At 64.7% G+C, this 19,872-nt stretch carries 20 protein-coding genes and 1 pseudogene; 13 read left to right on the top strand and 8 right to left on the bottom strand.

Annotated features, from left to right (window positions below; all coding sequences use genetic code 11):
- Positions 1-262: 262 nt before the first annotated feature.
- The gene (locus tag AC1TXO_RS00620) at positions 263-1,555 is read left to right on the top strand and encodes an NAD(P)/FAD-dependent oxidoreductase (protein ID WP_486404592.1); all 1,293 of its coding nucleotides are present in this window, start codon (positions 263-265) and stop codon (positions 1,553-1,555) included.
- Here the strand turns inward: AC1TXO_RS00620 and AC1TXO_RS00615 are convergent, their stop codons facing one another.
- Positions 1,556-1,786, bottom strand: a complete 231-nt coding sequence (locus AC1TXO_RS00615) for a DUF1127 domain-containing protein (protein WP_486404591.1) — start codon at positions 1,784-1,786, stop codon at positions 1,556-1,558.
- A gap of 177 nt (positions 1,787-1,963) precedes the next feature.
- Between AC1TXO_RS00615 and AC1TXO_RS00610 the strand changes: the two genes are divergently transcribed.
- Both AC1TXO_RS00610 and AC1TXO_RS00605 read left to right on the top strand, forming a co-directional pair.
- Positions 1,964-3,394: an aminotransferase-like domain-containing protein gene (locus AC1TXO_RS00610; RefSeq protein ID WP_486404590.1), complete on the top strand. Its 1,431-nt coding sequence runs from the start codon at positions 1,964-1,966 to the stop codon at positions 3,392-3,394.
- A gap of 59 nt (positions 3,395-3,453) precedes the next feature.
- Entirely contained in the window at positions 3,454-5,007 is a 1,554-nt protein-coding gene (locus tag AC1TXO_RS00605; protein WP_486404589.1) for a phospholipase D family protein, read from the top strand.
- A 27-nt stretch (positions 5,008-5,034) separates the two neighbouring features.
- Here AC1TXO_RS00605 and AC1TXO_RS00600 read toward each other — a convergent pair whose 3' ends face one another.
- Positions 5,035-6,174, bottom strand: a complete 1,140-nt coding sequence (locus tag AC1TXO_RS00600; protein ID WP_486404588.1) for an MFS transporter — start codon at positions 6,172-6,174, stop codon at positions 5,035-5,037.
- Positions 6,175-6,313: 139 nt separating this feature from the next.
- Positions 6,314-7,807 carry an aldehyde dehydrogenase gene (locus AC1TXO_RS00595; protein WP_486404587.1) on the bottom strand — a complete coding sequence of 498 codons (1,494 nt, stop codon included), beginning with the start codon at positions 7,805-7,807 and terminating at the stop codon, positions 6,314-6,316.
- Positions 7,808-8,004: 197 nt separating this feature from the next.
- On the opposite strand from AC1TXO_RS00595, the gene AC1TXO_RS00590 reads away from it, so the two are divergent.
- The gene (locus AC1TXO_RS00590) at positions 8,005-8,364 is read left to right on the top strand and encodes a cupin domain-containing protein (protein ID WP_054894117.1); all 360 of its coding nucleotides are present in this window, start codon (positions 8,005-8,007) and stop codon (positions 8,362-8,364) included.
- A gap of 73 nt (positions 8,365-8,437) precedes the next feature.
- On the opposite strand, the gene rpmG is transcribed toward AC1TXO_RS00590, so the two are convergent.
- On the bottom strand, positions 8,438-8,593 hold the full coding sequence (rpmG, locus tag AC1TXO_RS00585; RefSeq protein WP_003253507.1) for a 50S ribosomal protein L33: 156 nt from the start codon (positions 8,591-8,593) through the stop codon (positions 8,438-8,440).
- 11 nt (positions 8,594-8,604) lie between these two features.
- Entirely contained in the window at positions 8,605-8,841 is a 237-nt protein-coding gene (gene rpmB, locus AC1TXO_RS00580; protein WP_054894119.1) for a 50S ribosomal protein L28, read from the bottom strand.
- Between the two features lie 368 nt (positions 8,842-9,209).
- Here rpmB and AC1TXO_RS00575 point away from each other — a divergent pair, with 368 nt between their 5' ends.
- The gene (locus AC1TXO_RS00575) at positions 9,210-10,799 is read left to right on the top strand and encodes an ABC transporter substrate-binding protein (RefSeq protein ID WP_486404586.1); all 1,590 of its coding nucleotides are present in this window, start codon (positions 9,210-9,212) and stop codon (positions 10,797-10,799) included.
- 15 nt (positions 10,800-10,814) lie between these two features.
- On the opposite strand, the gene radC is transcribed toward AC1TXO_RS00575, so the two are convergent.
- Positions 10,815-11,495, bottom strand: a complete 681-nt coding sequence (radC, locus tag AC1TXO_RS00570; protein WP_486404585.1) for a RadC family protein — start codon at positions 11,493-11,495, stop codon at positions 10,815-10,817.
- Between the two features lie 129 nt (positions 11,496-11,624).
- On the opposite strand from radC, the gene coaBC reads away from it, so the two are divergent.
- The 7 genes and pseudogenes from coaBC (at position 11,625) to AC1TXO_RS00535 (ending at position 17,666) form a co-directional block, all read left to right on the top strand.
- Positions 11,625-12,836 carry a bifunctional phosphopantothenoylcysteine decarboxylase/phosphopantothenate--cysteine ligase CoaBC gene (gene coaBC, locus AC1TXO_RS00565; RefSeq protein WP_054894122.1) on the top strand — a complete coding sequence of 404 codons (1,212 nt, stop codon included), beginning with the start codon at positions 11,625-11,627 and terminating at the stop codon, positions 12,834-12,836.
- Positions 12,837-12,841: 5 nt separating this feature from the next.
- Positions 12,842-13,297, top strand: coding sequence for a dUTP diphosphatase (dut, locus tag AC1TXO_RS00560; RefSeq protein WP_063542034.1), 456 nt, complete (start codon positions 12,842-12,844; stop codon positions 13,295-13,297).
- A 127-nt stretch (positions 13,298-13,424) separates the two neighbouring features.
- Positions 13,425-14,798 (top strand): annotated as a pseudogene (locus tag AC1TXO_RS00555) (phosphomannomutase/phosphoglucomutase); the annotation flags it as partial.
- Between the two features lie 30 nt (positions 14,799-14,828).
- Positions 14,829-15,734 carry an acetylglutamate kinase gene (gene argB / locus AC1TXO_RS00550; protein WP_486404584.1) on the top strand — a complete coding sequence of 302 codons (906 nt, stop codon included), beginning with the start codon at positions 14,829-14,831 and terminating at the stop codon, positions 15,732-15,734.
- Between the two features lie 183 nt (positions 15,735-15,917).
- Complete coding sequence (locus AC1TXO_RS00545; protein ID WP_486404583.1) at positions 15,918-16,598, top strand: CsgG/HfaB family protein; 681 nt, start codon at positions 15,918-15,920, stop codon at positions 16,596-16,598.
- 43 nt (positions 16,599-16,641) lie between these two features.
- Entirely contained in the window at positions 16,642-17,010 is a 369-nt protein-coding gene (locus tag AC1TXO_RS00540) for a DUF4810 domain-containing protein (RefSeq protein WP_486404582.1), read from the top strand.
- A 17-nt stretch (positions 17,011-17,027) separates the two neighbouring features.
- Complete coding sequence (locus tag AC1TXO_RS00535) at positions 17,028-17,666, top strand: DUF799 domain-containing protein (protein WP_486406924.1); 639 nt, start codon at positions 17,028-17,030, stop codon at positions 17,664-17,666.
- 138 nt (positions 17,667-17,804) lie between these two features.
- On the opposite strand, the gene pyrE is transcribed toward AC1TXO_RS00535, so the two are convergent.
- Positions 17,805-18,446 carry an orotate phosphoribosyltransferase gene (pyrE, locus tag AC1TXO_RS00530; RefSeq protein ID WP_486404581.1) on the bottom strand — a complete coding sequence of 214 codons (642 nt, stop codon included), beginning with the start codon at positions 18,444-18,446 and terminating at the stop codon, positions 17,805-17,807.
- An 80-nt stretch (positions 18,447-18,526) separates the two neighbouring features.
- On the opposite strand from pyrE, the gene AC1TXO_RS00525 reads away from it, so the two are divergent.
- On the top strand, positions 18,527-19,306 hold the full coding sequence (locus tag AC1TXO_RS00525) for an exodeoxyribonuclease III (RefSeq protein WP_054893329.1): 780 nt from the start codon (positions 18,527-18,529) through the stop codon (positions 19,304-19,306).
- A 36-nt stretch (positions 19,307-19,342) separates the two neighbouring features.
- On the opposite strand, the gene AC1TXO_RS00520 is transcribed toward AC1TXO_RS00525, so the two are convergent.
- Positions 19,343-19,744, bottom strand: coding sequence for a GFA family protein (locus tag AC1TXO_RS00520; RefSeq protein ID WP_486404580.1), 402 nt, complete (start codon positions 19,742-19,744; stop codon positions 19,343-19,345).
- Positions 19,745-19,872: the final 128 nt, after the last annotated feature.

Genomic DNA, 19,872 nt, shown 5'->3' with positions numbered 1-19,872 from the left:
GATTATCGGATATCCTGCAAGTTGCTCCATCCCGGTCGGCCAACAGCAACCCGTTTCCATTCGAGCGCAATTTACCCAGGTAGGCTACTGACAGAAATGCTAGTAAGGCTCGAGCGAGGATCAGTGTCTCGTAGCTACGTCTGAAGGCACTCGAATCACGACGCGACCTGAAAATACGGTGCCGCCTTCAGCTTGCGGTTGCCCTGCCGCGAAATCGGGATTTATCCTCGCCCCCTTCGCACCAACTCCAGGGCCTCTCCAGATGATCCACAGCGCGCAGCACGCCGCCTCCTACTACGCCGCCAGCAGCGCACCGCAACCGGACCATCCCATCCTCGAGGGCGAGCACAGCGCCGATGTGTGCATCGTCGGCGGTGGCTACTCGGGCCTGAACACCGCCATCGAACTGGCCGAGCGGGGTTTCTCGGTGATTCTTCTGGAGGCCCGCAAGATCGGCTGGGGCGCCAGCGGTCGCAACGGCGGGCAATTGATCCGCGGCGTCGGCCATGATGTCGGGCAGTTCCTGCCCGTGCTGGGTGAAGAAGGCGTGCGCAGCCTCAAGCTGATGGGCCTGGAAGCCGTTGAAATCGCGCGTCAACGTATCGAGCGCCACGCCATCGCCTGCGACCTGACCTGGGGCTACTGCGACCTGGCCTACAAGTCCACCGAGCTGGACGGCTTCGCTGAAAACGCCGAAGAACTGCGCAGCCTGGGCTACCGCCACGAGGTCCGCGTGGTGCCTGCGTCCGAGATCCGCAGCGTGGTCGGCTCCGACAGCTTCGCCGGCGGCCTGGTAGACATGGGCTCCGGCCACCTTCACCCGCTCAATCTCGCGCTTGGCGAAGCTGCCGTCGCCGCAGGCCTGGGCGTGAAACTGCACGAGCGCTCGCCAGTCACCCGCATCGACTACGGCCCGCAGGTGCAGGTGCACACGGCGCATGGTCGGGTGCGCGCCAACACCCTGGTGCTGTGCACCAACGCCTACCACAACGATCTCAACCGCGAACTGGCCGGCAAGGTGCTGCCTGCGGGCAGCTACATCATCGCCACCGAGCCCCTGGGGCAGGAGCGCGCACGGCAGTTGCTGCCGCAGAACATGGCGGTGTGCGACCAGCGCGTGGCGCTGGATTATTTTCGCCTGTCGGCCGACCATCGCCTGCTGTTCGGCGGCGCCTGCCACTATTCCGGGCGCGACCCGAAGGACATCGGCGCCTACATGGGCCCGAAGATGCTCAAGGTGTTCCCGCAGTTGGCCGGCGTGCGCATCGACTACCAGTGGGGCGGCATGATCGGCATCGGCGCCAACCGCCTGCCGCAGGTGGGTCGGCTGGCCAGCCATCCCAGCGTCTACTACGCCCAGGCCTACTCAGGCCACGGCCTGAACGCCACGCACCTGGCCGGGCGCCTGCTGGGCGAGGCCATCAGCGGCCAGCAGGCGGGGCGCTTCGACCTGTTCGCCAAGGTGCCGCACGCGACCTTCCCGGGCGGCAAGCACCTGCGCTCGCCGCTGCTGGCGCTGGGGATGCTCTGGTACCGGCTCAAGGAACTGCTCTGATCACGCTCGCCAGAATGGCTTGCACCCTTCCTCCCGCGCTTGCTGGCGGCTGATGCCGATATCCAGCAACTGGTGATCGCTCAACTCGCGCAGCACCCTGCGCGAGCGCCAGCGATGCACCATCAGCCCCAGGCGCCCGAGCCCCACCGGGGCACTGGAAACCTTGGGCCACTGCCCCGCGCGCAGCTCTTGCGCCAACAGTTGCAGCCGTACATCGCTCAAGCCATTCATTGATGCTTCTCCTGATTGCTTCGAAAGCTGGAGAAAGCATGCGTCCGACGAACGACCACAATACAGATCCAAAAGATCGTTATTATTTCCATACAGAATTGACATGGCAGCAGCTGAATGCAGTATTTTCAGCCAATCTGTATCCTTCACCTTGCCCCATGTGTGCAGGAGTATGCCGTGACCCTCTATATGAACCTTGCCGAACTGCTCGGCGCCCGGATCGAACAAGGCCTGTATCGTCCCGGCGAACGGCTGCCGTCGGTGCGTTCATTGAGCCTTGAGCACGGCGTCAGCCTGAGCACCGTACAGCAGGCCTATCGCCAACTGGAAGACAACGGCCTGGTGGCACCGCGTCCCAAATCCGGCTACTTCGTCACGGAAAACCGCAGTCTGCCGGCCCTGCCCGCCATCAGCCGGCCAGCCCAGCGCCCAGTGGATATCTCCCAGTGGGAGCAGGTGCTCGAACTGGTACGCGCCAGCCCCCACCCGGACGTGATCCAGCTCGGCCGCGGCATGCCCGACATCGAGAGCCCGACGCTCAAGCCGCTGCTGCGCAGCCTCGCCCAGCTCAGCCGGCGCCTGGACATGCCCGGGCTGTACTACGACAACATCCACGGCAACGAGGCCCTGCGCGAACAGATCGCCCGCCTCACGCTCGACTCGGGCTGCAACCTCGAGCCCGGCGACCTGGTGGTGACCACCGGCTGCCATGAAGCGCTGTCGACCAGCATTCGCGCGGTGTGCGAGCCGGGCGACATCGTTGCGGTGGATTCGCCCAGCTTCCACGGCGCCATGCAGACGCTCAAGGGCCTGGGCATGAAGGCGCTGGAGATTCCCACCGACCCGACCACCGGCATCAGCCTGGAGGCGCTGGAACTGGCGTTGGAGCAGTGGCCGATCAAGCTCATCCAGATTACCCCCAGCTGCAACAACCCGCTGGGCTACATCATGCCCGAGGCACGCAAGAAGGCCCTGCTGACCCTGGCCCAGCGCTACGACGTGGCGATCCTCGAAGACGATGTGTACGGCGACCTCGCCTACACCTACCCACGCCCGCGCACCATCAAGTCGTTCGACGAGGACGGTCGCGTGCTGCTGTGCAGTTCGTTTTCCAAGACACTCGCCCCAGGCCTGCGGGTCGGCTGGGTGGCGCCGGGGCGTTATCTGGAACGGGTGCTGCACATGAAGTACATCAGCACCGGCAGCACCGCCTGCCAGCCGCAGTTGGCGATCGCCGACTTCATCGCCGAAGGCCATTACCAGCCGCACCTGCGCAAGGTGCGCGCCCAGTACCAGCGCGCCCGCGACCAGATGAGCGACTGGGTGACCCGCTACTTCCCGCCCGGCACCCGCGCCAGCCGGCCCCAGGGCGGCTTCATGCTGTGGGTCGAGCTGCCGGAGAGCTTCGACACCCTGCGCCTGAACCGTGCCTTGCTGGAACAGGGTGTACAGATCGCCGTCGGCAGTATCTTCTCGGCGTCGGGCAAGTACCGGCACTGCCTGCGGATGAATTTCGCCACCCGCGCCACGCCCGAGATCGAAGCTGCGGTGCGCAAGGTAGGTGAAACTGCCTGCCGTCTACTGGCGCAGGACAGCGGCGCCGGGTAACGTGGCAGCGCCCCCACGGTCCAACCTTCCAGTGACCTGTCGTACAGGACGATTCGCCCTTGAGACTCCAGCGAGCTCTGCCCCTGGTGCTGCTGCTCGGCCTCACCGGCTGTGCCAGCGTCGATACCCCGCGTGACGTGAGCCAGGCCCTGCCCGCCGCCGACTCGGCACTCGGACGCTCGGTGCAGCGCCAGGCCGCACCCTACGAGGGGCGTTCCGGCTTTCGCCTGCTGCCCAACAGCAACGAAGCCTTTCGTGCCCGCGCCGAGCTGATCCGCAACGCCCGCACCAGCATCGACCTGCAGTACTACATCGTCCACGACGGCCTGAGTACCCGCGCCCTGGTGCATGAACTGCTGCGCGCCGCCGACCGGGGCGTGCGCGTGCGCATCCTGCTCGACGACACCACCAGCGACGGCCTCGACAGCCTTATCGGCACCCTCGCCGCGCACCCGAACATCCAGATCCGCGTGTTCAACCCGCTGCACCTGGGCCGCAGCACTGGCCTGACCCGGGCCATGGGCCGGCTGTTCAACCTGTCGCTGCAGCACCGGCGCATGCACAACAAGCTGTTCCTGGTCGACAACAGCCTGTCCATCGTCGGCGGACGCAACCTGGGCGACGAGTATTTCGACGCCGAGCCCAACCTGAACTTCACCGATATCGACCTGCTGGGGGTGGGGCCTGTGGCCGAGCAGCTCGGGCACAGCTTCGACCAGTACTGGAACAGCGCCCTGAGCCGGCCGATTGGCGATTTTCTCTGGCGCATGCCGGATGCCGACGACCTGCGCGCCAGCCGCCAGCGCCTGGAAACCTGGCTGGCGCAGGCCAGGGTGCAGCGCAAGGCCCTGTATGACCGGTTGATGGCCTACCAGACCGAACCGCGCCTGGATATCTGGCGCAACGAGCTGATCTGGGCACACAGCCAGGCCCTATGGGACGCACCGAGCAAGGTACTGGCCAGGGGCGAACCCGACCCGCAATTGCTGATGACCCAGCAACTGGCGCCGGATCTGAACAACGTGCACCGCGAGCTGATCCTGGTCTCGGCCTACTTCGTTCCCGGCGAGCCGGGCCTGCTGTACCTCACCAGCCGCGCCGACGCCGGCACCTCGGTCAAGCTGCTGACCAACTCGCTGGAGGCCACCGACGTGCCGGCCGTGCACGGTGGCTACGCGCCCTATCGCCGGGCGCTGCTGGAGCATGGCGTACAACTGTTCGAGCTGCGCCGCCAGCCGGGCGACCCAAGCGCCGTCCGTGGCGCCCTGAGCTTCAAGGGGCAGTCCGATTCGAGCCTGCACAGCAAGGCGATGGTGTTCGACCGGCACAAGACCTTCATCGGCTCGTTCAACTTCGACCCGCGTTCGGTCCTGTGGAATACCGAAGTCGGGGTGATGGTCGACAGCCCCGAGCTGGCCGAATACACCCGCGCACTGGCCGAACAGGGCATGGCGCCAGCGTTGAGCTATCAGCCGAAGCTGGTGGACGGCAAGATGGTCTGGGTGACCGAAGATGAAGGCCAGGTGCACACCCTGACCTCGGAGCCTGGCGGGATGTGGCGCCGCTTCAATGCCTGGGTGGCCAAGGCGGTCGGGCTGGAGAAGATGCTGTAGCAACGGGCCGCACAACGGCCCGCGCCATCAGGCAGACGCCGGTTCGAAGGCACCCGGTCGTCGGGTCAACAGCACCAGGCCTGCAGCCCCTGCCGCCATCAGGAACAGCAGGGCATGCCCACTGACCCACTGGCTCCCTGCCCCGGCCAGCAACGGCCCGAGCAGACAACCGATGCCCCACAGTTGCGCCACATGGGCATTGGCACGCACCAGTGCGTCATCGCGGTAGCGCTCGCCGATCAGGATCAGCGACAGGGTGAACAAGCCCCCCGCGCTGGCGCCGAACAGTACCCACAGCGGCCACACCGCCAGGGTGTGCAGCAGCAGCGGAATCGCCAGGCTCGAAACCAGCAGGCTCAGGGCGCAGCCACTGAACAAGGCTTGCCTGGACATGCGATCGGCCAGGGCGCCAATCGGCAGTTGCAACACGGCATCGCCGACCACCACGGTACTGACCATGAACAACGCCACTTCGGCGGTGAAGCCCTGCTGAAGGACGTAGACCGGCAACAGCGTCAGGATCATCGCCTCGAAGGCTGCGAACAGGGCGATGGCCCAGGCGATCACCGGCAAGCGCCGGCAGAAGGCGAACAGGTCGCTGAAGGTGACGCTGCAGGCTTCGGTCGAGGGTGCCCCACCACGCCCCAGCAGCAGCAACGGTGCGAGCAGCAGCAGGCCGGTGGCAGCCCAGAAGCCGAAGTCGTCGTCCGAACCGAGAAAGCCCAGCACCAGCGGCCCGGCCAGCTGGCTCAGGGCATAGCTGCTGCCATACAGCGCCACCAGCCGGCCACGCCACTGCTCGACCACCAGCTGGTTGATCCAGCTCTCGCCGAGGATGAACACCACCGTCAGCGACATGCCGATCAGCAGGCGCAGGGCCAGCCACAGCGGATAACTGGGCAGTACCGCGACCAGGCCGATGGACAGCGCCCCGCCCCACAGGCAGAGACGCATGGCCGAAGGCACGCCGACCCAGCCGGCCAGGCGGCTGGCCAGGCTGGCGCCAAGCAGCACGCCAAGCGCCGGCATCGCCGCCATCACGCCGATGGCGAATCCGCCGTAGCCCCAGCCCTCCAGGCGCAGGGACACCAGCGGCATGCTCACGCCGAGCGCAAGCCCGACGCTCAACACCGACGCCAGCACGGCAAAGTAGGTTCCCCAACGCATTGCAGCCTCCCAGGCAAATTTGTTCAGGCCCATTCGCGGGCAAGCCCGCTCCCACAGGCACCCCATCGGCATCAAGCCGGTAGGGAAGCCTGTGGGAGCGGGCTTGCCCGCGAATGGGCCGCAAAGCGGCCCCTCTGGATTACAGCTTGATCCAGGTCGCCTTCAGCTCGGTGTACTTCTCCAGTGCGTGCAGCGACTTGTCGCGGCCGTTGCCCGACTGCTTGAAGCCACCGAACGGCGCGGTCATGTCGCCGCCGTCGTACTGGTTGACCCACACGCTGCCGGCACGCACGGCGCGGGCGGTCTTGTGCGCCTTGGAGATGTCGGCAGTCCAGATGCCGGCAGCCAGGCCATACGGGGTGTCGTTGGCGATGGCGATGGCTTCCTCGGCTGTGTCGAAGGCGATGACCGACAGCACCGGGCCGAAGATTTCTTCCTGGGCGATCTTCATGGCGTTGGTCACGCCGTCGAAGATAGTCGGCTCGACGTAGGTGCCGCCGGTCTCTTCGAGGATGCGCTTGCCACCAGCCAGCAGCTTGGCGCCGTCCTGGTGACCGGCATCGATGTACGACAGCACGGTGTTCATCTGCTGGGTGTCGACCAGCGCACCGACAGTAGTGGCCGGGTCCAGCGGGTTGCCGGGCTTCCAGGCACGCAGGGCCTCGACCACCATCGGCAGGAACTTGTCCTTGATCGAGCGCTCGACCAGCAGGCGCGAACCTGCGGTGCAGACCTCGCCCTGGTTGAAGGCGATGGCGCTGGCTGCCGCTTCGGCTGCCGCCTGCAGGTCAGGGGCGTCGGCGAAGACAATGTTCGGGCTCTTGCCACCGGCTTCCAGCCAGATGCGCTTCATGTTCGATTCGCCCGCGTACACCATCAGTTGCTTGGCGATCTTGGTCGAACCGGTGAACACCAGGGTGTCGACGTCCATGTGCAGGGCCAGGGCCTTGCCGACGGTGTGACCGTAGCCAGGCAGCACGTTCAGTACACCGGCCGGGATGCCGGCCTCGACGGCCAGCTGGGCGATGCGGATGGCGGTCAGCGGGGACTTCTCGGAAGGCTTGAGCACCACCGAGTTGCCGGTGGCCAGCGCCGGGCCGAGTTTCCAGCAGGCCATCAGCAGCGGGAAGTTCCAGGGTACGATGGCACCGACCACACCCACCGGCTCACGGGTCACCAGGCCAAGCTGGTCGTGCGGAGTCGGCGCGACCTCGTCGTAGACCTTGTCGATGGCTTCGGCGGTCCAGTGGATGGCCTGCGCGGCGCCCGGGATGTCGATGGTGGAGGAGTCGCCGATCGGCTTGCCCATGTCCAGGGTTTCCAGCAGCGCCAGTTCCTCGACATGCTTGCGCAGCAGGTCGGCGAATCGGATCAGCTTGGCCTTGCGCTTGGCCGGGGCCAGCTGCGACCAGACGCCGGAATCGAAGGTGGCGCGGGCGTTTTCCACGGCGCGGTTGGCGTCAGCCAGGTCGCAGCTGGCGACCTTGGCCAGGAAGCGTCCGTCGACCGGGCTCAGGCACTCGAAGGTTTCGCCGGAGGCGGCGTCGGTGTATTCGCCGTTGATGAAGGCACGGCCTTCGATCTTCAGTTGCTGGGCACGCTGTTCCCAATCCGCACGAGTCAGGGTGGTCATACGAAACTCCTCCTCTTGTTAAGGTGCAGCCCCGTATCGAGGACTCACGGGCACTGTCAGAAATTCTGGCCGGGCGACAAGCGCACACGGGCATCCGACACCCTAAACCAGGCCGGATAAACTATCAATATATTTGACACGAATGGCCTAAAAGCCTACTGATGTGCATTTTATTAAACAACAACAGGGTATCCAGCATGAGCATCGACAGCATCATCGACTTCGCCCAGGTCCTTACCGAAGCCGAGCGCTACCGCCCGGCTGCAGAAAAGATCCTCAAGGGCGAGCCGGACCAGGCGGTGTACAACCACTACTCCAGCCCCTGCGGGCAGTTTGCCGCAGGCGTCTGGGAAGGTGAGGTCGGCCAATGGACGGTGAACTACACCGAGCATGAGTATTGCGAGATCGTCCAGGGCGTATCGGTGCTGCGCGACCAGGACGGCGGCGCCAAGACCCTGCGCGCCGGTGATCGTTTCGTCATCCCGGCCGGGTTCAAGGGCACCTGGGAGGTACTGGAGGCGTGCCGCAAGATCTACGTGATGTTCGAGCAGAAGTAGCCTGACCTTGAAACCCGGGCATAAAAAAACCCGCGTCCTTTCGGATGCGGGTTTTTTTCAGGTCGCCGATCAATTACTTGATCTTGGCTTCCTTGTACACCACGTGCTTGCGGACGACCGGATCGTATTTCTTGATCTCGATCTTGTCCGGAGTGGTGCGCTTGTTCTTGTCGGTGGTGTAGAAGTGGCCGGTACCGGCACTCGAAACCAGACGGATCAATTCACGCATGATGTTCTCCCTTAAACCTTGGCGCCAGCTTTACGGATGTCGACCAGAACGGCATCGATGCCGCGCTTGTCGATGATACGCATGCCTTTGGCGGAAACGCGCAGACGCACGAAACGATTCTCGGATTCAACCCAGAAACGGTGGTGCTGCAGGTTCGGCAGGAAACGACGACGGGTTTTGTTGTTTGCGTGGGAAATGTTGTTCCCGGTTACCGGACCCTTACCGGTAACTTGACAGACTCTCGACATGCCTCAGCCCTCTAAAACCACATGCCCAACCCGGCATGGGTTGGCCGCTTAATCTCTCAGTCTATGGCGCCAAGGCGCCGTGTTTCCGGGGGTCTTATCGAACCGGCTCGAATGAGCGACAGACCGAGCCCCTAGAAAAGAGCGCTGCTTTATACCAGAAAGGGTCGGCCACAACAACAGAAGATGCACATTCCAGTCGGGCCGATCGCGCCCGGCCAGCATAGCGACAAGGCCCGCGCACTGTCGACCGCTCGTCGCCGCGCGGTGTAAAAATCAGGTGGCCATTTCCTGACTGGCACACTAGGGTAGGACGTTTCCGCTTCCAGACTGCACTGGCAGATGGGCCCCTGACCAGCCGAGGATCCACCATGCGCGTCGCCGCCCTTTCCCTTCTGTTCACTTCCCTGTTCGCCGCAGGCCTTGCCCAGGCAGCGCCGCTGTCGGTGTGCACCGAGGCCAGCCCGGAAGGTTTCGACGTGGTTCAGTACAACTCGCTGACCACCACCAACGCCTCGGCCGACGTGCTGATGAACCGGCTGGTCGAGTTCGACGCCAGCCAGGGCAAGGTCGTGCCCAGCCTGGCACAGGGCTGGACCGTCTCCGAAGACGGCTTGACCTACGATTTCACCCTGCGCGATGGCGTGAAGTTCCACAGCACCGACTACTTCAAGCCAAGCCGCGAGCTGAACGCCGACGACGTGCTGTTCAGCTTCCAGCGCATGCTCTACCCCGCCCATGCCTGGCACAAGACCGCGCCTGGCGGCTATCCGCACGCCCAGTCGCTGCAACTGGGCAGCCTGATCAAGTCGATCGAGGCACCTGATGGCAAAAGCGTCCGCTTCACCCTCACCCACCCGGATGCGACCTTCCTGGCGACCCTGAGCATGGGCTTCGCCTCGATCTACTCGGCCGAGTATGCCGACAAGCTGCTCAAGGCCGGCACCCCGGAGAAGCTCAACAGCCAGCCCATCGGCACAGGGCCGTTCGTGTTCCAGCGCTTCCAGAAGGATGCCCTGGTGCGCTATCGCGCCAACCCCGACTACTTCGACGGCAAACCTGCGATCGACCCGCTGGTGTTCGCCATCACCACCGACCCGAACGTGCGCCTGCAGAAGCTCAAGCGCAACGAATGTCAGGTAGCCCTGTCGCCCAAGCCGCTGGACATCGCCGAAGCCGCCAGGAACGACAAGCTCAAGGTCGCCTCCACCCCGGCCTTCATGACCGCCTTCGTCGCCATCAACAGCGAGCATCCGCCGCTGGACAAGCCCGAGGTGCGCCAGGCGATCAACCTGGCCTTCGACAAGCCGGCCTACCTCAAGGCGGTGTTCGAAAACACCGCTACCGCCGCCAACGGCCCCTACCCGCCCAACACCTGGAGCTACGCCAAGGACCTGCCGGGCTACACGCTGGACCTGAAAAAGGCCAAGGCCCTGCTGACCAAGGCAGGCCTTGCCGACGGTTTCAGCACCACCATCTGGACGCGTCCATCGGGCAGCCTGCTCAACCCCAACCCGAGCCTCGGTGCACAGATGCTCCAGGCCGACCTTGCGAAGATTGGCATCAAGGCCGAGATCCGCGTGATCGAATGGGGCGAGCTGATCCGCCGCGCCAAGGCCGGTGAGCACGACCTGCTGTTCATGGGCTGGGCGGGCGACAACGGCGACCCGGACAACTTCCTCAGCCCGCAGTTTTCCTGCGCGGCGGTCAAGTCCGGGACCAACTTCGCGCGGTTCTGCGACAGCCGTCTCGACCAGTTGATCAACGCCGGGCGCACCACCAACGACCAGAGCGTGCGCAGCCGCCTGTACCAGCAGGCACAGACGCTGATCCAGCAGCAGGCGCTGTGGCTGCCGCTGGCCCACCCGACTGCCTCGACCTTGCTGAGCAAAAGCGTCGAGGGCTATCAGGTGAGCCCGTTCGGGCGGGTGGACTTCAGCAAGGTGTCGGTGGAGCGCTGACCGGCACTGCCTCCACTACCCCCCGATCCACCCCTGCTCGACCATCGACAACGGTTCGCCATCGCCGACGATCACATGATCGAGCACGCGCACGTCGATCAGCGCCAGGGCATGTTTCAGCGTGCGGGTCAGGTGCACGTCATCCTGGCTGGGCTCGCTGTTACCCGACGGGTGGTTGTGGCAGATGATCAACGCCGCCGCGTTATGCAGCAGCGAACGGCGCACCACCTCACGCGGATAGATGCTTGCCCGGTCTATGGTGCCGCGAAACAGGATCTCGAATGCCACGGGCCGGTGTCGGGTGTCCAGGAACAGGCAGCCGAACACCTCGCAGCGTTCATGGCGCAGCATCGACTTCAGGTAGCGCCGTACCGCCGCAGGGCTTTCCAGCGCCGGCGCGCGTTCGATGGTTTCGTCCAGGTAGCGTCGTCCGATTTCCAGCAGTGCCTGCAACTGCGCGTACTTCACCGGCCCGATGCCCGGCTCGCGCAGCAGCGCGGCGCGGTCGGCCTCGAGAAATGCCCGCAACCCGCCAAAGCGCTTGAGCAGGCTGCGCGCCAGGTCGACCACGTTGCGCCCGGCAACGCCCGAGCCCAACAGCACCGCCAGCAACTCTCCATCCGACAGCACCTGCGCCCCACGCGCCAGCAATTTCTCCCGCGGCCGCTCGTCCAGCGGCCATTCCCTGATGTTCATACCCCTCCTTGCGTTGTACTGCGGCGCCTTCAAGCCCTGTGTTAATCTATTTCGCCTCGTTAAATGCGACGTTCTGCCGCAGGCAATTTCAAACGTCGCCGCCCGCTTTCACTGGAAAAAGGCAAGCCTATGCAGCGGCTGTATCGCAAGCGCATCGTTCTCGGCGTGGGTGGCGGCATTGCCGCCTACAAGAGCGCCGAGCTGATTCGCCGACTCCTGGAACACGGCGCACAGGTGCGTGTCGTCATGACCCGCGGGGGCGCCGAGTTCATCACTCCGCTGACCCTGCAGGCGCTCTCCGGCCACCCGGTGCACATGGACCTGCTCGACCCCGCAGCCGAGGCTGCAATGGGCCATATCGAACTGGCCAAGTGGGCCGACCTGGTGCTGATCGCCCCGGCCACCGCCGACCTCATGGCGCGCATGGCCCAGGGCATGGCCGACGACCTGCTGACCACCCTGGTGCTGGCCACCGATGCCACCGTCGCCGTCGCCCCGGCCATGAACCAGGCCATGTGGCGCGACCCGGCCACCCAGGACAACCTCGAGCTGCTCAAGCGCCGTGGCATCCAGGTATTCGGCCCGGCCTCCGGCAGCCAGGCCTGCGGCGACGTCGGCCTGGGCCGCATGCTCGAAGCCACCGACCTGGCCTGGTGCGCCGCCGAGAGCTTCAAGCGCCAGGCCCTGACCGGCAAGCACGTGCTGATCACCGCCGGCCCGACCCAGGAAAACATCGATCCGGTGCGCTACATCACCAATCATAGTTCCGGGAAGATGGGCTTTGCCCTGGCCGAAGCGGCCGCCGAAGCCGGGGCTCGGGTGACCCTCGTCACCGGCCCCGTGCACCTGCAGACGCCCGACCGGGTCAACCGCATCGACGTGGTGAGCGCGCGGGACATGCTCGCGGCCTGTGAGGCAGCCATGCCGTGCGACCTTTTCATCGCCTCGGCGGCAGTCGCGGACTACCGTCCAGAGGTGGTTGCCCCGCAAAAGCTCAAGAAAGACCCTACGACCGGCGACGGCATGCTGCTGCAGATGGTGCGCAATCCGGATATCCTTGCCACCCTCGCCGGCCGCGCCGACCGCCCGTTCAGCGTCGGCTTCGCCGCCGAGACCGAACACCTGCTCGATTACGCCACGCGCAAGCTCAAGGACAAGAACCTCGACCTGATCGTCGCCAATGATGTGGCCAACCCCAGCATCGGCTTCAACAGCGAGGAAAATGCCCTCACCGTGATCGATCGCCAGCAGCACCAGACCCTCTTCGCGCAGACCAGCAAGGGCAAGATTGCCCGGCAACTGGTCGCCTTCATCGCCGAACGGCTCAATCAGGTTCAGTAAGTTACATGCACGCTCTTCAAGCCAAGATCCTCGACCCGCGCCTGGGTACCGAATTCCCCCTGCCGCAGTACGCCACCCCCGGTTCCGCCGGCCTGGACCTGCGCGCCCTGCTCAAGGAGGACACCGTCCTCGAACCGGGCCAGACCCTGCTGATCCCCACTGGCCTGTCGATCTACATCGGCGATCCGGGCCTGGCGGCGATGATCCTGCCGCGCTCGGGCCTTGGCCATAAGCACGGCGTGGTGCTGGGCAACCTGGTCGGCCTGATCGACTCGGACTACCAGGGCGAACTCATGGTCTCGTGCTGGAACCGCGGCAACACCCCGTTCACCATCAGCATCGGCGAGCGTATCGCCCAACTGATCCTGGTACCGGTGGTGCAGGCGCATTTCGACATCGTCGAAGCCTTCGACGAAACCCAGCGTGGCAGCGGCGGCTTCGGGCACTCGGGCACCCGCTGAACCGACCGCCGGGGCCATGGACGGCGAACTCTCGGGGCGCTCTACCGTCCAAGCGTTCAGTTTGCGCTTACCCAGAAGCCTTTGACCCTTGGAGTCCCCAGAGATGAACGACATGGCCCAACTGGTACCCGCATTGCCGGACAGCATCTTCCGCGCCTATGACATCCGCGGCATCGTCGGCAAGACCCTGCACGCCGAGACCGCCTACTGGATCGGCCGCGCCATCGGCGCCCAGACCCTGGCCCAGGGCGAGCCGAAAATCTCCGTTGGGCGCGATGGCCGCCTGTCCGGCCCGATGCTGGTCGAGCAACTGATCCAGGGCCTGGCCGATGCCGGTTGCCAGGTCAGCGACGTCGGCCTGGTACCCACCCCAGCCCTGTACTACGCCGCCAACGTGCTGGCCGGCACCTCGGGGGTGATGCTCACCGGCAGCCACAACCCGTCGGACTACAACGGCTTCAAGATCGTCATCGCGGGCGATACGCTGGCCAACGAACAGATCCAGGCCCTGCTGACCCGCCTCAAGACCAACGACGTGCCGCGCGGCGAAGGCCGTGTGGAGAAGGTCGAGATCCTCGAGCGCTACTTCCAGCAGATCGTCGCCGACGTGAAACTGGCCAAGCGCCTGAAGGTGGTGGTCGACTGCGGCAACGGCGCCGCTGGCGTGATCGCTCCGCAACTCATCGAGGCGCTGAACTGCGAAGTGATCCAGCTGTTCTGCGAGGTCGACGGCAACTTCCCCAACCATCACCCCGACCCGGGCAAGCCCGAGAACCTTGAAGACCTGATCGCCAAGGTCAGGGAAACCGGTGCCGACATCGGCCTGGCCTTCGACGGCGACGGCGACCGCGTCGGCGTGGTGACCAACACCGGCAGCATCGTCTACCCCGACCGCCTGCTGATGCTCTTCGCCCAGGACGTGCTGTCGCGCAATCCCGGCGCCGAGATCATCTTCGACGTCAAATGCACCCGTCGCCTGACCCCGCTGATCGAACAGCACGGCGGCCGCGCCCTGATGTGGAAGACCGGTCATTCGTTGATCAAGAAGAAGATGAAACTGACCGGCTCGCTGCTGGCCGGCGAGATGAGCGGGCACATCTTCATCAAGGAACGCTGGTACGGTTTCGACGATGGCATCTACAGCGCCGCGCGCCTGCTGGAGATCCTCAGCAAGGCCGGCCAGGATGCCGAACGCCTGTTCGCCGCGTTCCCGAACGATATTTCCACGCCGGAAATCAACATCGATGTGACCGACGAGAGTAAATTCAGCATCATTGATGCTCTGCAACGCGACGCCGACTGGGGCGAAGCCGACCTGACCACCATCGACGGTGTGCGGGTCGACTACCCACACGGCTGGGGCCTGGTCCGCGCCTCCAACACCACACCGGTGCTGGTGCTGCGCTTCGAGGCCGACAGCGAGGCAGAACTCGACCGTATCAAGGCTGTATTCCGCACGCAGTTGCTGCGGGTCGACCCAGGCCTGCAACTGCCGTTCTGACCGACTATCTGTTCCTCACTGGAGCCCTGCATGACCCTCGATCGCGATGCCGCTTCCCATGTAGCCGAGGTTTTGTCCGAAGCGCTGCCCTACATCCGCCGCTTTGTCGGCAAGACCCTGGTGATCAAGTACGGCGGCAACGCGATGGAGAGCGAAGAGCTCAAGACCGGCTTTGCCCGTGACATCGTGCTGATGAAGGCGGTGGGCATCAACCCGGTGGTCGTGCACGGTGGCGGCCCGCAGATCGGCGACCTGCTCAAGCGCCTGTCGATCGAGAGCCACTTCATCGACGGCATGCGCGTCACCGACTCGGCGACCATGGACGTGGTGGAGATGGTCCTCGGTGGCCAGGTCAACAAGGATATCGTCAACCTGATCAACCGCCACGGCGGCAGCGCCATCGGCCTGACCGGCAAGGACGCTGAGCTGATCCGCGCCAAGAAACTCACCGTCAGCCGCCAGACGCCGGAGATGACCACCCCGGAGATCATCGACATCGGTCACGTTGGCGAGGTCGTGGGCGTGAACACCGAGCTGCTGAACATGCTGGTCAGGGGCGATTTCATCCCGGTGATCGCACCGATCGGCGTGGGCGCCAACGGTGAGTCGTACAACATCAACGCCGACCTGGTCGCCGGCAAGGTGGCCGAGGCGCTCAAGGCCGAGAAGCTGATGCTGCTGACCAACATCGCCGGCCTGATGGACAAGCAGGGCCAGGTCCTCACCGGCCTGACCACCGAGCAGGTCAACGAGCTGATCGCCGACGGCACCATCTACGGCGGCATGCTGCCGAAGATCAAGTGCGCCCTGGAAGCGGTCCAGGGTGGTGTGAACAGCTCGCACATCATCGACGGTCGCGTGCCGAACGCGGTGCTGCTGGAGATCTTCACCGACAGCGGCGTGGGCACCCTGATCACCAACCGCAAGCGTCACTGATGCGTTGAGCGCGGGGCCGCTCGCCTGGTACGAGCGGCCTCGTGATGCGAGTCCGAACGGCAAAGATGGCGCAAGGCCATTATTTTCACTGTCCTGCCTTCAACTTTCTCTCTAGGCTGCCGAAACAACGTGGCAGAATGCACGCCCGTTGCAAATAGTTTCTATTCACCTGGAGAACCTCGCGTGAAATACGCATCACAAGGACTCGTGCTGGCAGCCGCCGTCGCACTCGGGTCCATCGCCGGCTGCGCTACCGAAACTTCCACCGCCGTGGCCGTACAACAGGTCGAGAGCGTCAACCGCCCCTACAGTGGCGTGCGTGCACCGATCGCCGTGGGCAAGTTCGACAACCGCTCGAGCTACATGCGCGGCATCTTCTCCGATGGCGTCGACCGCCTCGGCGGCCAGGCCAAGACCATCCTCATCACCCACCTGCAGCAGACCGGCCGTTTCAACGTGCTGGACCGCGACAACATGGGCGAAATCCAACAGGAAGCGGCGATCAAGGGCCAGGTACAACGCCTCAAAGGCGCCGATTTCGTCGTGACCGGCGACGTCACCGAATTCGGCCGCAAGGAAGTCGGCGACCACCAGCTGTTCGGCATCCTCGGCCGCGGCAAGACCCAGGTCGCCTACGCCAAGGTCGCGCTGAACATCGTCAACATCAGCACCTCCGAGGTGGTCTACTCGAGCCAGGGCGCTGGCGAGTACGCCCTGTCCAACCGGGAGATCATCGGCTTCGGCGGCACCGCCAGCTACGACTCGACCCTCAACGGCAAGGTCCTGGACCTGGCCATGCGCGAAGCGGTGAACAAGCTGGTCGGCGCTGTCGAAAGCGGTCAGTGGAAACCCCAGGCGCAGTAAGCCCCGCAGCACGCCAACACGATAACGACAAGGAAGCACGTAGATGAGCATCACCCGCTCGGCCTGGCGCACTGGCGCCGGGCTCCTGCTGGCCAGCGCCCTGCTGGCCGGTTGCAACTCGCAGAAGCCGCTGTATCAGTGGGAGAGCTACCAGCCGCAGGTGCGCGAGTACTTCAACGACCAGTCGAAGGAAGAACAGGTCATCGCCCTGGAACGCGACCTGGAGAAGATCAAGGCCAAGAATGGCGCCGTCCCGCCGGGCTACCACGCCCAGCTGGGCCTGCTCTACTCGAGCCTGGGCAAGGACGACCAGATGATCCAGCAGTTCCGTACCGAGAAGGCGCTGTTCCCTGAGTCGGCGGCGTACATGGACTTCCTGATGAAGAACGCCACGCAAGGAGCGAAGAAGTGATCAAGCGTCTCACCCAACTGATCGTCGGCGCCTGCGTGCTGGCCTTGTTCGCCGGTTGTGCCGAGCGCAAGACCACCGACTACGCGGCCTTCAAGCAGAGCCGTCCGAAGTCGATCCTGATCGTGCCGCCGCTGAACAACTCGCCGGACGTCAAGGCCAGCTACAGCATGCTCGCGCAGGTCACCTACCCGCTGGCCGAAGCGGGCTACTACGTGATGCCGGTGGCGCTGGTCGCCGAGACCTTCCGCCAGAACGGCATGAGCACGCCGGCTGACATCCACGAGCTGCCGACCGCCAAGCTGCACGAGATCTTCGGCGCCGACGCGGCGCTGTACGTGACCGTCAGCGACTATGGCACCCGCTACATGGTGCTGAGCAGCGCGACCATCGTCACCGCCAGCGCCAAGCTGGTCGACCTGAAATCCGGCACCACGCTGTGGACCGGCACTGCCTCTGCCTCCAGCGAGGAAGGCCGGCAGAACCAGGGCGGCCTGATCGGCATGCTGATCACCGCCGCGGTGAACCAGGTCATCAGCAGCGTGCAGGACGACGCGGGTTATCCGATCGCCGGTATCACCAGCGCCCGACTGCTGTCGCCGAACCCGAACGGCGGGATCCTGTACGGGCCGCGTTCGCCGAAGTACGGCACGGACTAAGCGGCGACTGCTTCGCGGGCAAGCCCGCTCCCACTGGGAGCGGCGGTTCGCCGCGGCGACTTGCCCGCGAACGACCCACCGCCGACCCAATGAAAAAGGCGACCCTCGCGGGTCGCTTTTTTTTGTGCCGCTCCGAGATCAGATCCCGTACTGCGCCCGATAGGCTTCGACCGCCGGCAGGTGCTGCTTGAGCTGCGGATCGTCGGCCAGGAACTCCAGCACCTGGGTCAGCGACACGATGCTGACCACCGGAATGGCGAAGTCGCGTTCCACTTCCTGGATCGCCGACAGTTCGCCATTGCCGCGCTCTTCGCGGTTCAGCGCGATCAGCACGCCTGCGGCGTTGGCCTGCTGGGCCTTGATGATCTGCATCACTTCGCGGATGGCGGTGCCGGCGGTGATCACGTCGTCGATGATCAGCACGTTACCGGCCAGCGGCGCGCCGACCAGGCTGCCGCCTTCGCCGTGGTCCTTGGCTTCCTTGCGGTTGAAGCACCATGGCACGTCGAGCTGGTGCTGCTCGGCCAGTGCCACGGCAGTGGCCGCAGCCAGCGGGATACCCTTGTACGCCGGGCCGAACAGCACGTCGAAGGGGATCTTGCTGTCGACGATGGCGGCCGCGTAGCAGCGCCCCAGCTGGGCCAGGGCCGAGCCGCTGTTGAACAGGCCGGCGTTGAAGAAGTACGGGCTGGTACGCCCCGATTTCAGGGTGAATTCACCGAAGCGCAGAACGCCGCGATCGATGGCAAAACGAATGAAGTCGCGCTGATACGGCTGCATGAAAAGTCCCGGACACCACGGATTTAGCTAAATGAGTTGAGCTCGGGTATCATACACGCACGAGATTTATGGGGCCATTTATGCGGATCATCAGTGTGAACGTGAATGGCATTCAGGCTGCAGCCGAGCGTGGATTGCTCAGCTGGCTGCAAGCCCAGAATGCCGACGTCATCTGCCTTCAGGATACCCGCGCCTCGGCCTTTGAACTCGACGACCCAGCTTTCCAGCTCGATGGCTATTTCCTTTATGCCTGCGAAGCGGAGGTGCCTGCCCAAGGTGGCGTGGCGCTCTACTCGCGGATGCAGCCCAAGGCAGTCATCACCGGCCTGGGCTTCGAGACGGCCGACCGTTACGGGCGCTACCTGCAAGCAGATTTCGACAAGGTAAGCATCGCCAGCCTGCTGCTGCCTTCGGGAATGAACGGCGACGAAGACTTGAACCAGAAATTCAAGTTGATGGACGACTTCGCCAAATACCTGGACAAGCAGCGTCGCAAGCGTCGCGAATATATCTACTGCGGCTCGTTCTACGTGGCGCAGCAGAAGCTCGACATCAAGAACTGGCGCGACAGCCAGCAGTCGCCAGGCTTCCTGCCGCCCGAGCGCGCCTGGATGGACGCGATCATCGGCGAGATGGGCTATGTCGATGCCCTGCGTGAAGTCAGCCGCGAAGGCGACCAGTACAGCTGGTGGCCGGACAACGAGCAGGCCGAGATGCTCAACCTGGGCTATCGCTTCGACTACCAGATCCTCACCCAGGGTCTGCGCCGTTTCGTGCGCAGTGCGCGCCTGCCGCGCCAGCCGCGCTTCTCGCAACACGCGCCGCTGATCGTCGACTACGACTGGACGCTGACCATCTGAAGACCTGCGGGGCCTGCAATCAGGCCCCGCATTTCGTCAAAGACGTTCCTCCACTTCGCCAGGCAGCGCCTCATCCAGGTGCAGCCACGGTAGCCGGCTGCCTGTCCAGATGTGCCGAGTGGCGCGGACCTGCTCCGGGCAGTCCAGGGTCGCCACCGTCACGTCGATGCTCAACGGACTGTGCGTCGTTTCCAGCGCCACATGCGCGCCGCAATCACCACAGAAGTACCGCGTGCAGCTTGCCGGCGCCACATAGCGCTTCGGCTCGCCCGCCATCCATTGGAAAGCCTTGCGCGGCAGGGTAAGCCAGGTCACCACCAGCCCGCCGCTGACCCGCCGGCAGATCGAACAGTGGCAGTGCGCGACATCCGTCAGGTCGCCCTCCAGTCGATAACGCAGGGCACCGCAGTGGCACCCGCCTTCCTGTACATCGTTCATGCAACGACCTCCTGTCGCCTTCATCAAGGCGAAAGCTGGCTGAAAGCTTGCCCCCCTAGGATAGCCCCACCACCGGCGACAGACCGGCCAGCCAGGGTATCCGCCAACGTGCGCACCCGGCCCAATCA

This window comes from Pseudomonas sp. FA117, assembly GCF_057370475.1.
Note: the sequence above shows the minus strand (reverse complement) of the source record. Positions and strands in the feature narration are given on the sequence as shown.

Excerpts from the sequence above, each read along its gene's own strand:
- AC1TXO_RS00620 (WP_486404592.1), top strand. The coding sequence starts at position 263 with ATGATCCACAGCGCGCAGCACGCCGCCTCCTACTACGCCGCCAGCAGC.
- AC1TXO_RS00615 (WP_486404591.1), bottom strand. The coding sequence starts at position 1,786 with ATGAATGGCTTGAGCGATGTACGGCTGCAACTGTTGGCGCAAGAGCTG.
- AC1TXO_RS00600 (WP_486404588.1), bottom strand. The coding sequence starts at position 6,174 with ATGCGTTGGGGAACCTACTTTGCCGTGCTGGCGTCGGTGTTGAGCGTC.
- AC1TXO_RS00595 (WP_486404587.1), bottom strand. The coding sequence starts at position 7,807 with ATGACCACCCTGACTCGTGCGGATTGGGAACAGCGTGCCCAGCAACTG.
- AC1TXO_RS00590 (WP_054894117.1), top strand. The coding sequence starts at position 8,005 with ATGAGCATCGACAGCATCATCGACTTCGCCCAGGTCCTTACCGAAGCC.
- rpmG (WP_003253507.1), bottom strand. The coding sequence starts at position 8,593 with ATGCGTGAATTGATCCGTCTGGTTTCGAGTGCCGGTACCGGCCACTTC.
- rpmB (WP_054894119.1), bottom strand. The coding sequence starts at position 8,841 with ATGTCGAGAGTCTGTCAAGTTACCGGTAAGGGTCCGGTAACCGGGAAC.
- AC1TXO_RS00575 (WP_486404586.1), top strand. The coding sequence starts at position 9,210 with ATGCGCGTCGCCGCCCTTTCCCTTCTGTTCACTTCCCTGTTCGCCGCA.
- radC (WP_486404585.1), bottom strand. The coding sequence starts at position 11,495 with ATGAACATCAGGGAATGGCCGCTGGACGAGCGGCCGCGGGAGAAATTG.
- coaBC (WP_054894122.1), top strand. The coding sequence starts at position 11,625 with ATGCAGCGGCTGTATCGCAAGCGCATCGTTCTCGGCGTGGGTGGCGGC.
- dut (WP_063542034.1), top strand. The coding sequence starts at position 12,842 with ATGCACGCTCTTCAAGCCAAGATCCTCGACCCGCGCCTGGGTACCGAA.
- argB (WP_486404584.1), top strand. The coding sequence starts at position 14,829 with ATGACCCTCGATCGCGATGCCGCTTCCCATGTAGCCGAGGTTTTGTCC.
- AC1TXO_RS00540 (WP_486404582.1), top strand. The coding sequence starts at position 16,642 with ATGAGCATCACCCGCTCGGCCTGGCGCACTGGCGCCGGGCTCCTGCTG.
- pyrE (WP_486404581.1), bottom strand. The coding sequence starts at position 18,446 with ATGCAGCCGTATCAGCGCGACTTCATTCGTTTTGCCATCGATCGCGGC.
- AC1TXO_RS00525 (WP_054893329.1), top strand. The coding sequence starts at position 18,527 with ATGCGGATCATCAGTGTGAACGTGAATGGCATTCAGGCTGCAGCCGAG.
- AC1TXO_RS00520 (WP_486404580.1), bottom strand. The coding sequence starts at position 19,744 with ATGAACGATGTACAGGAAGGCGGGTGCCACTGCGGTGCCCTGCGTTAT.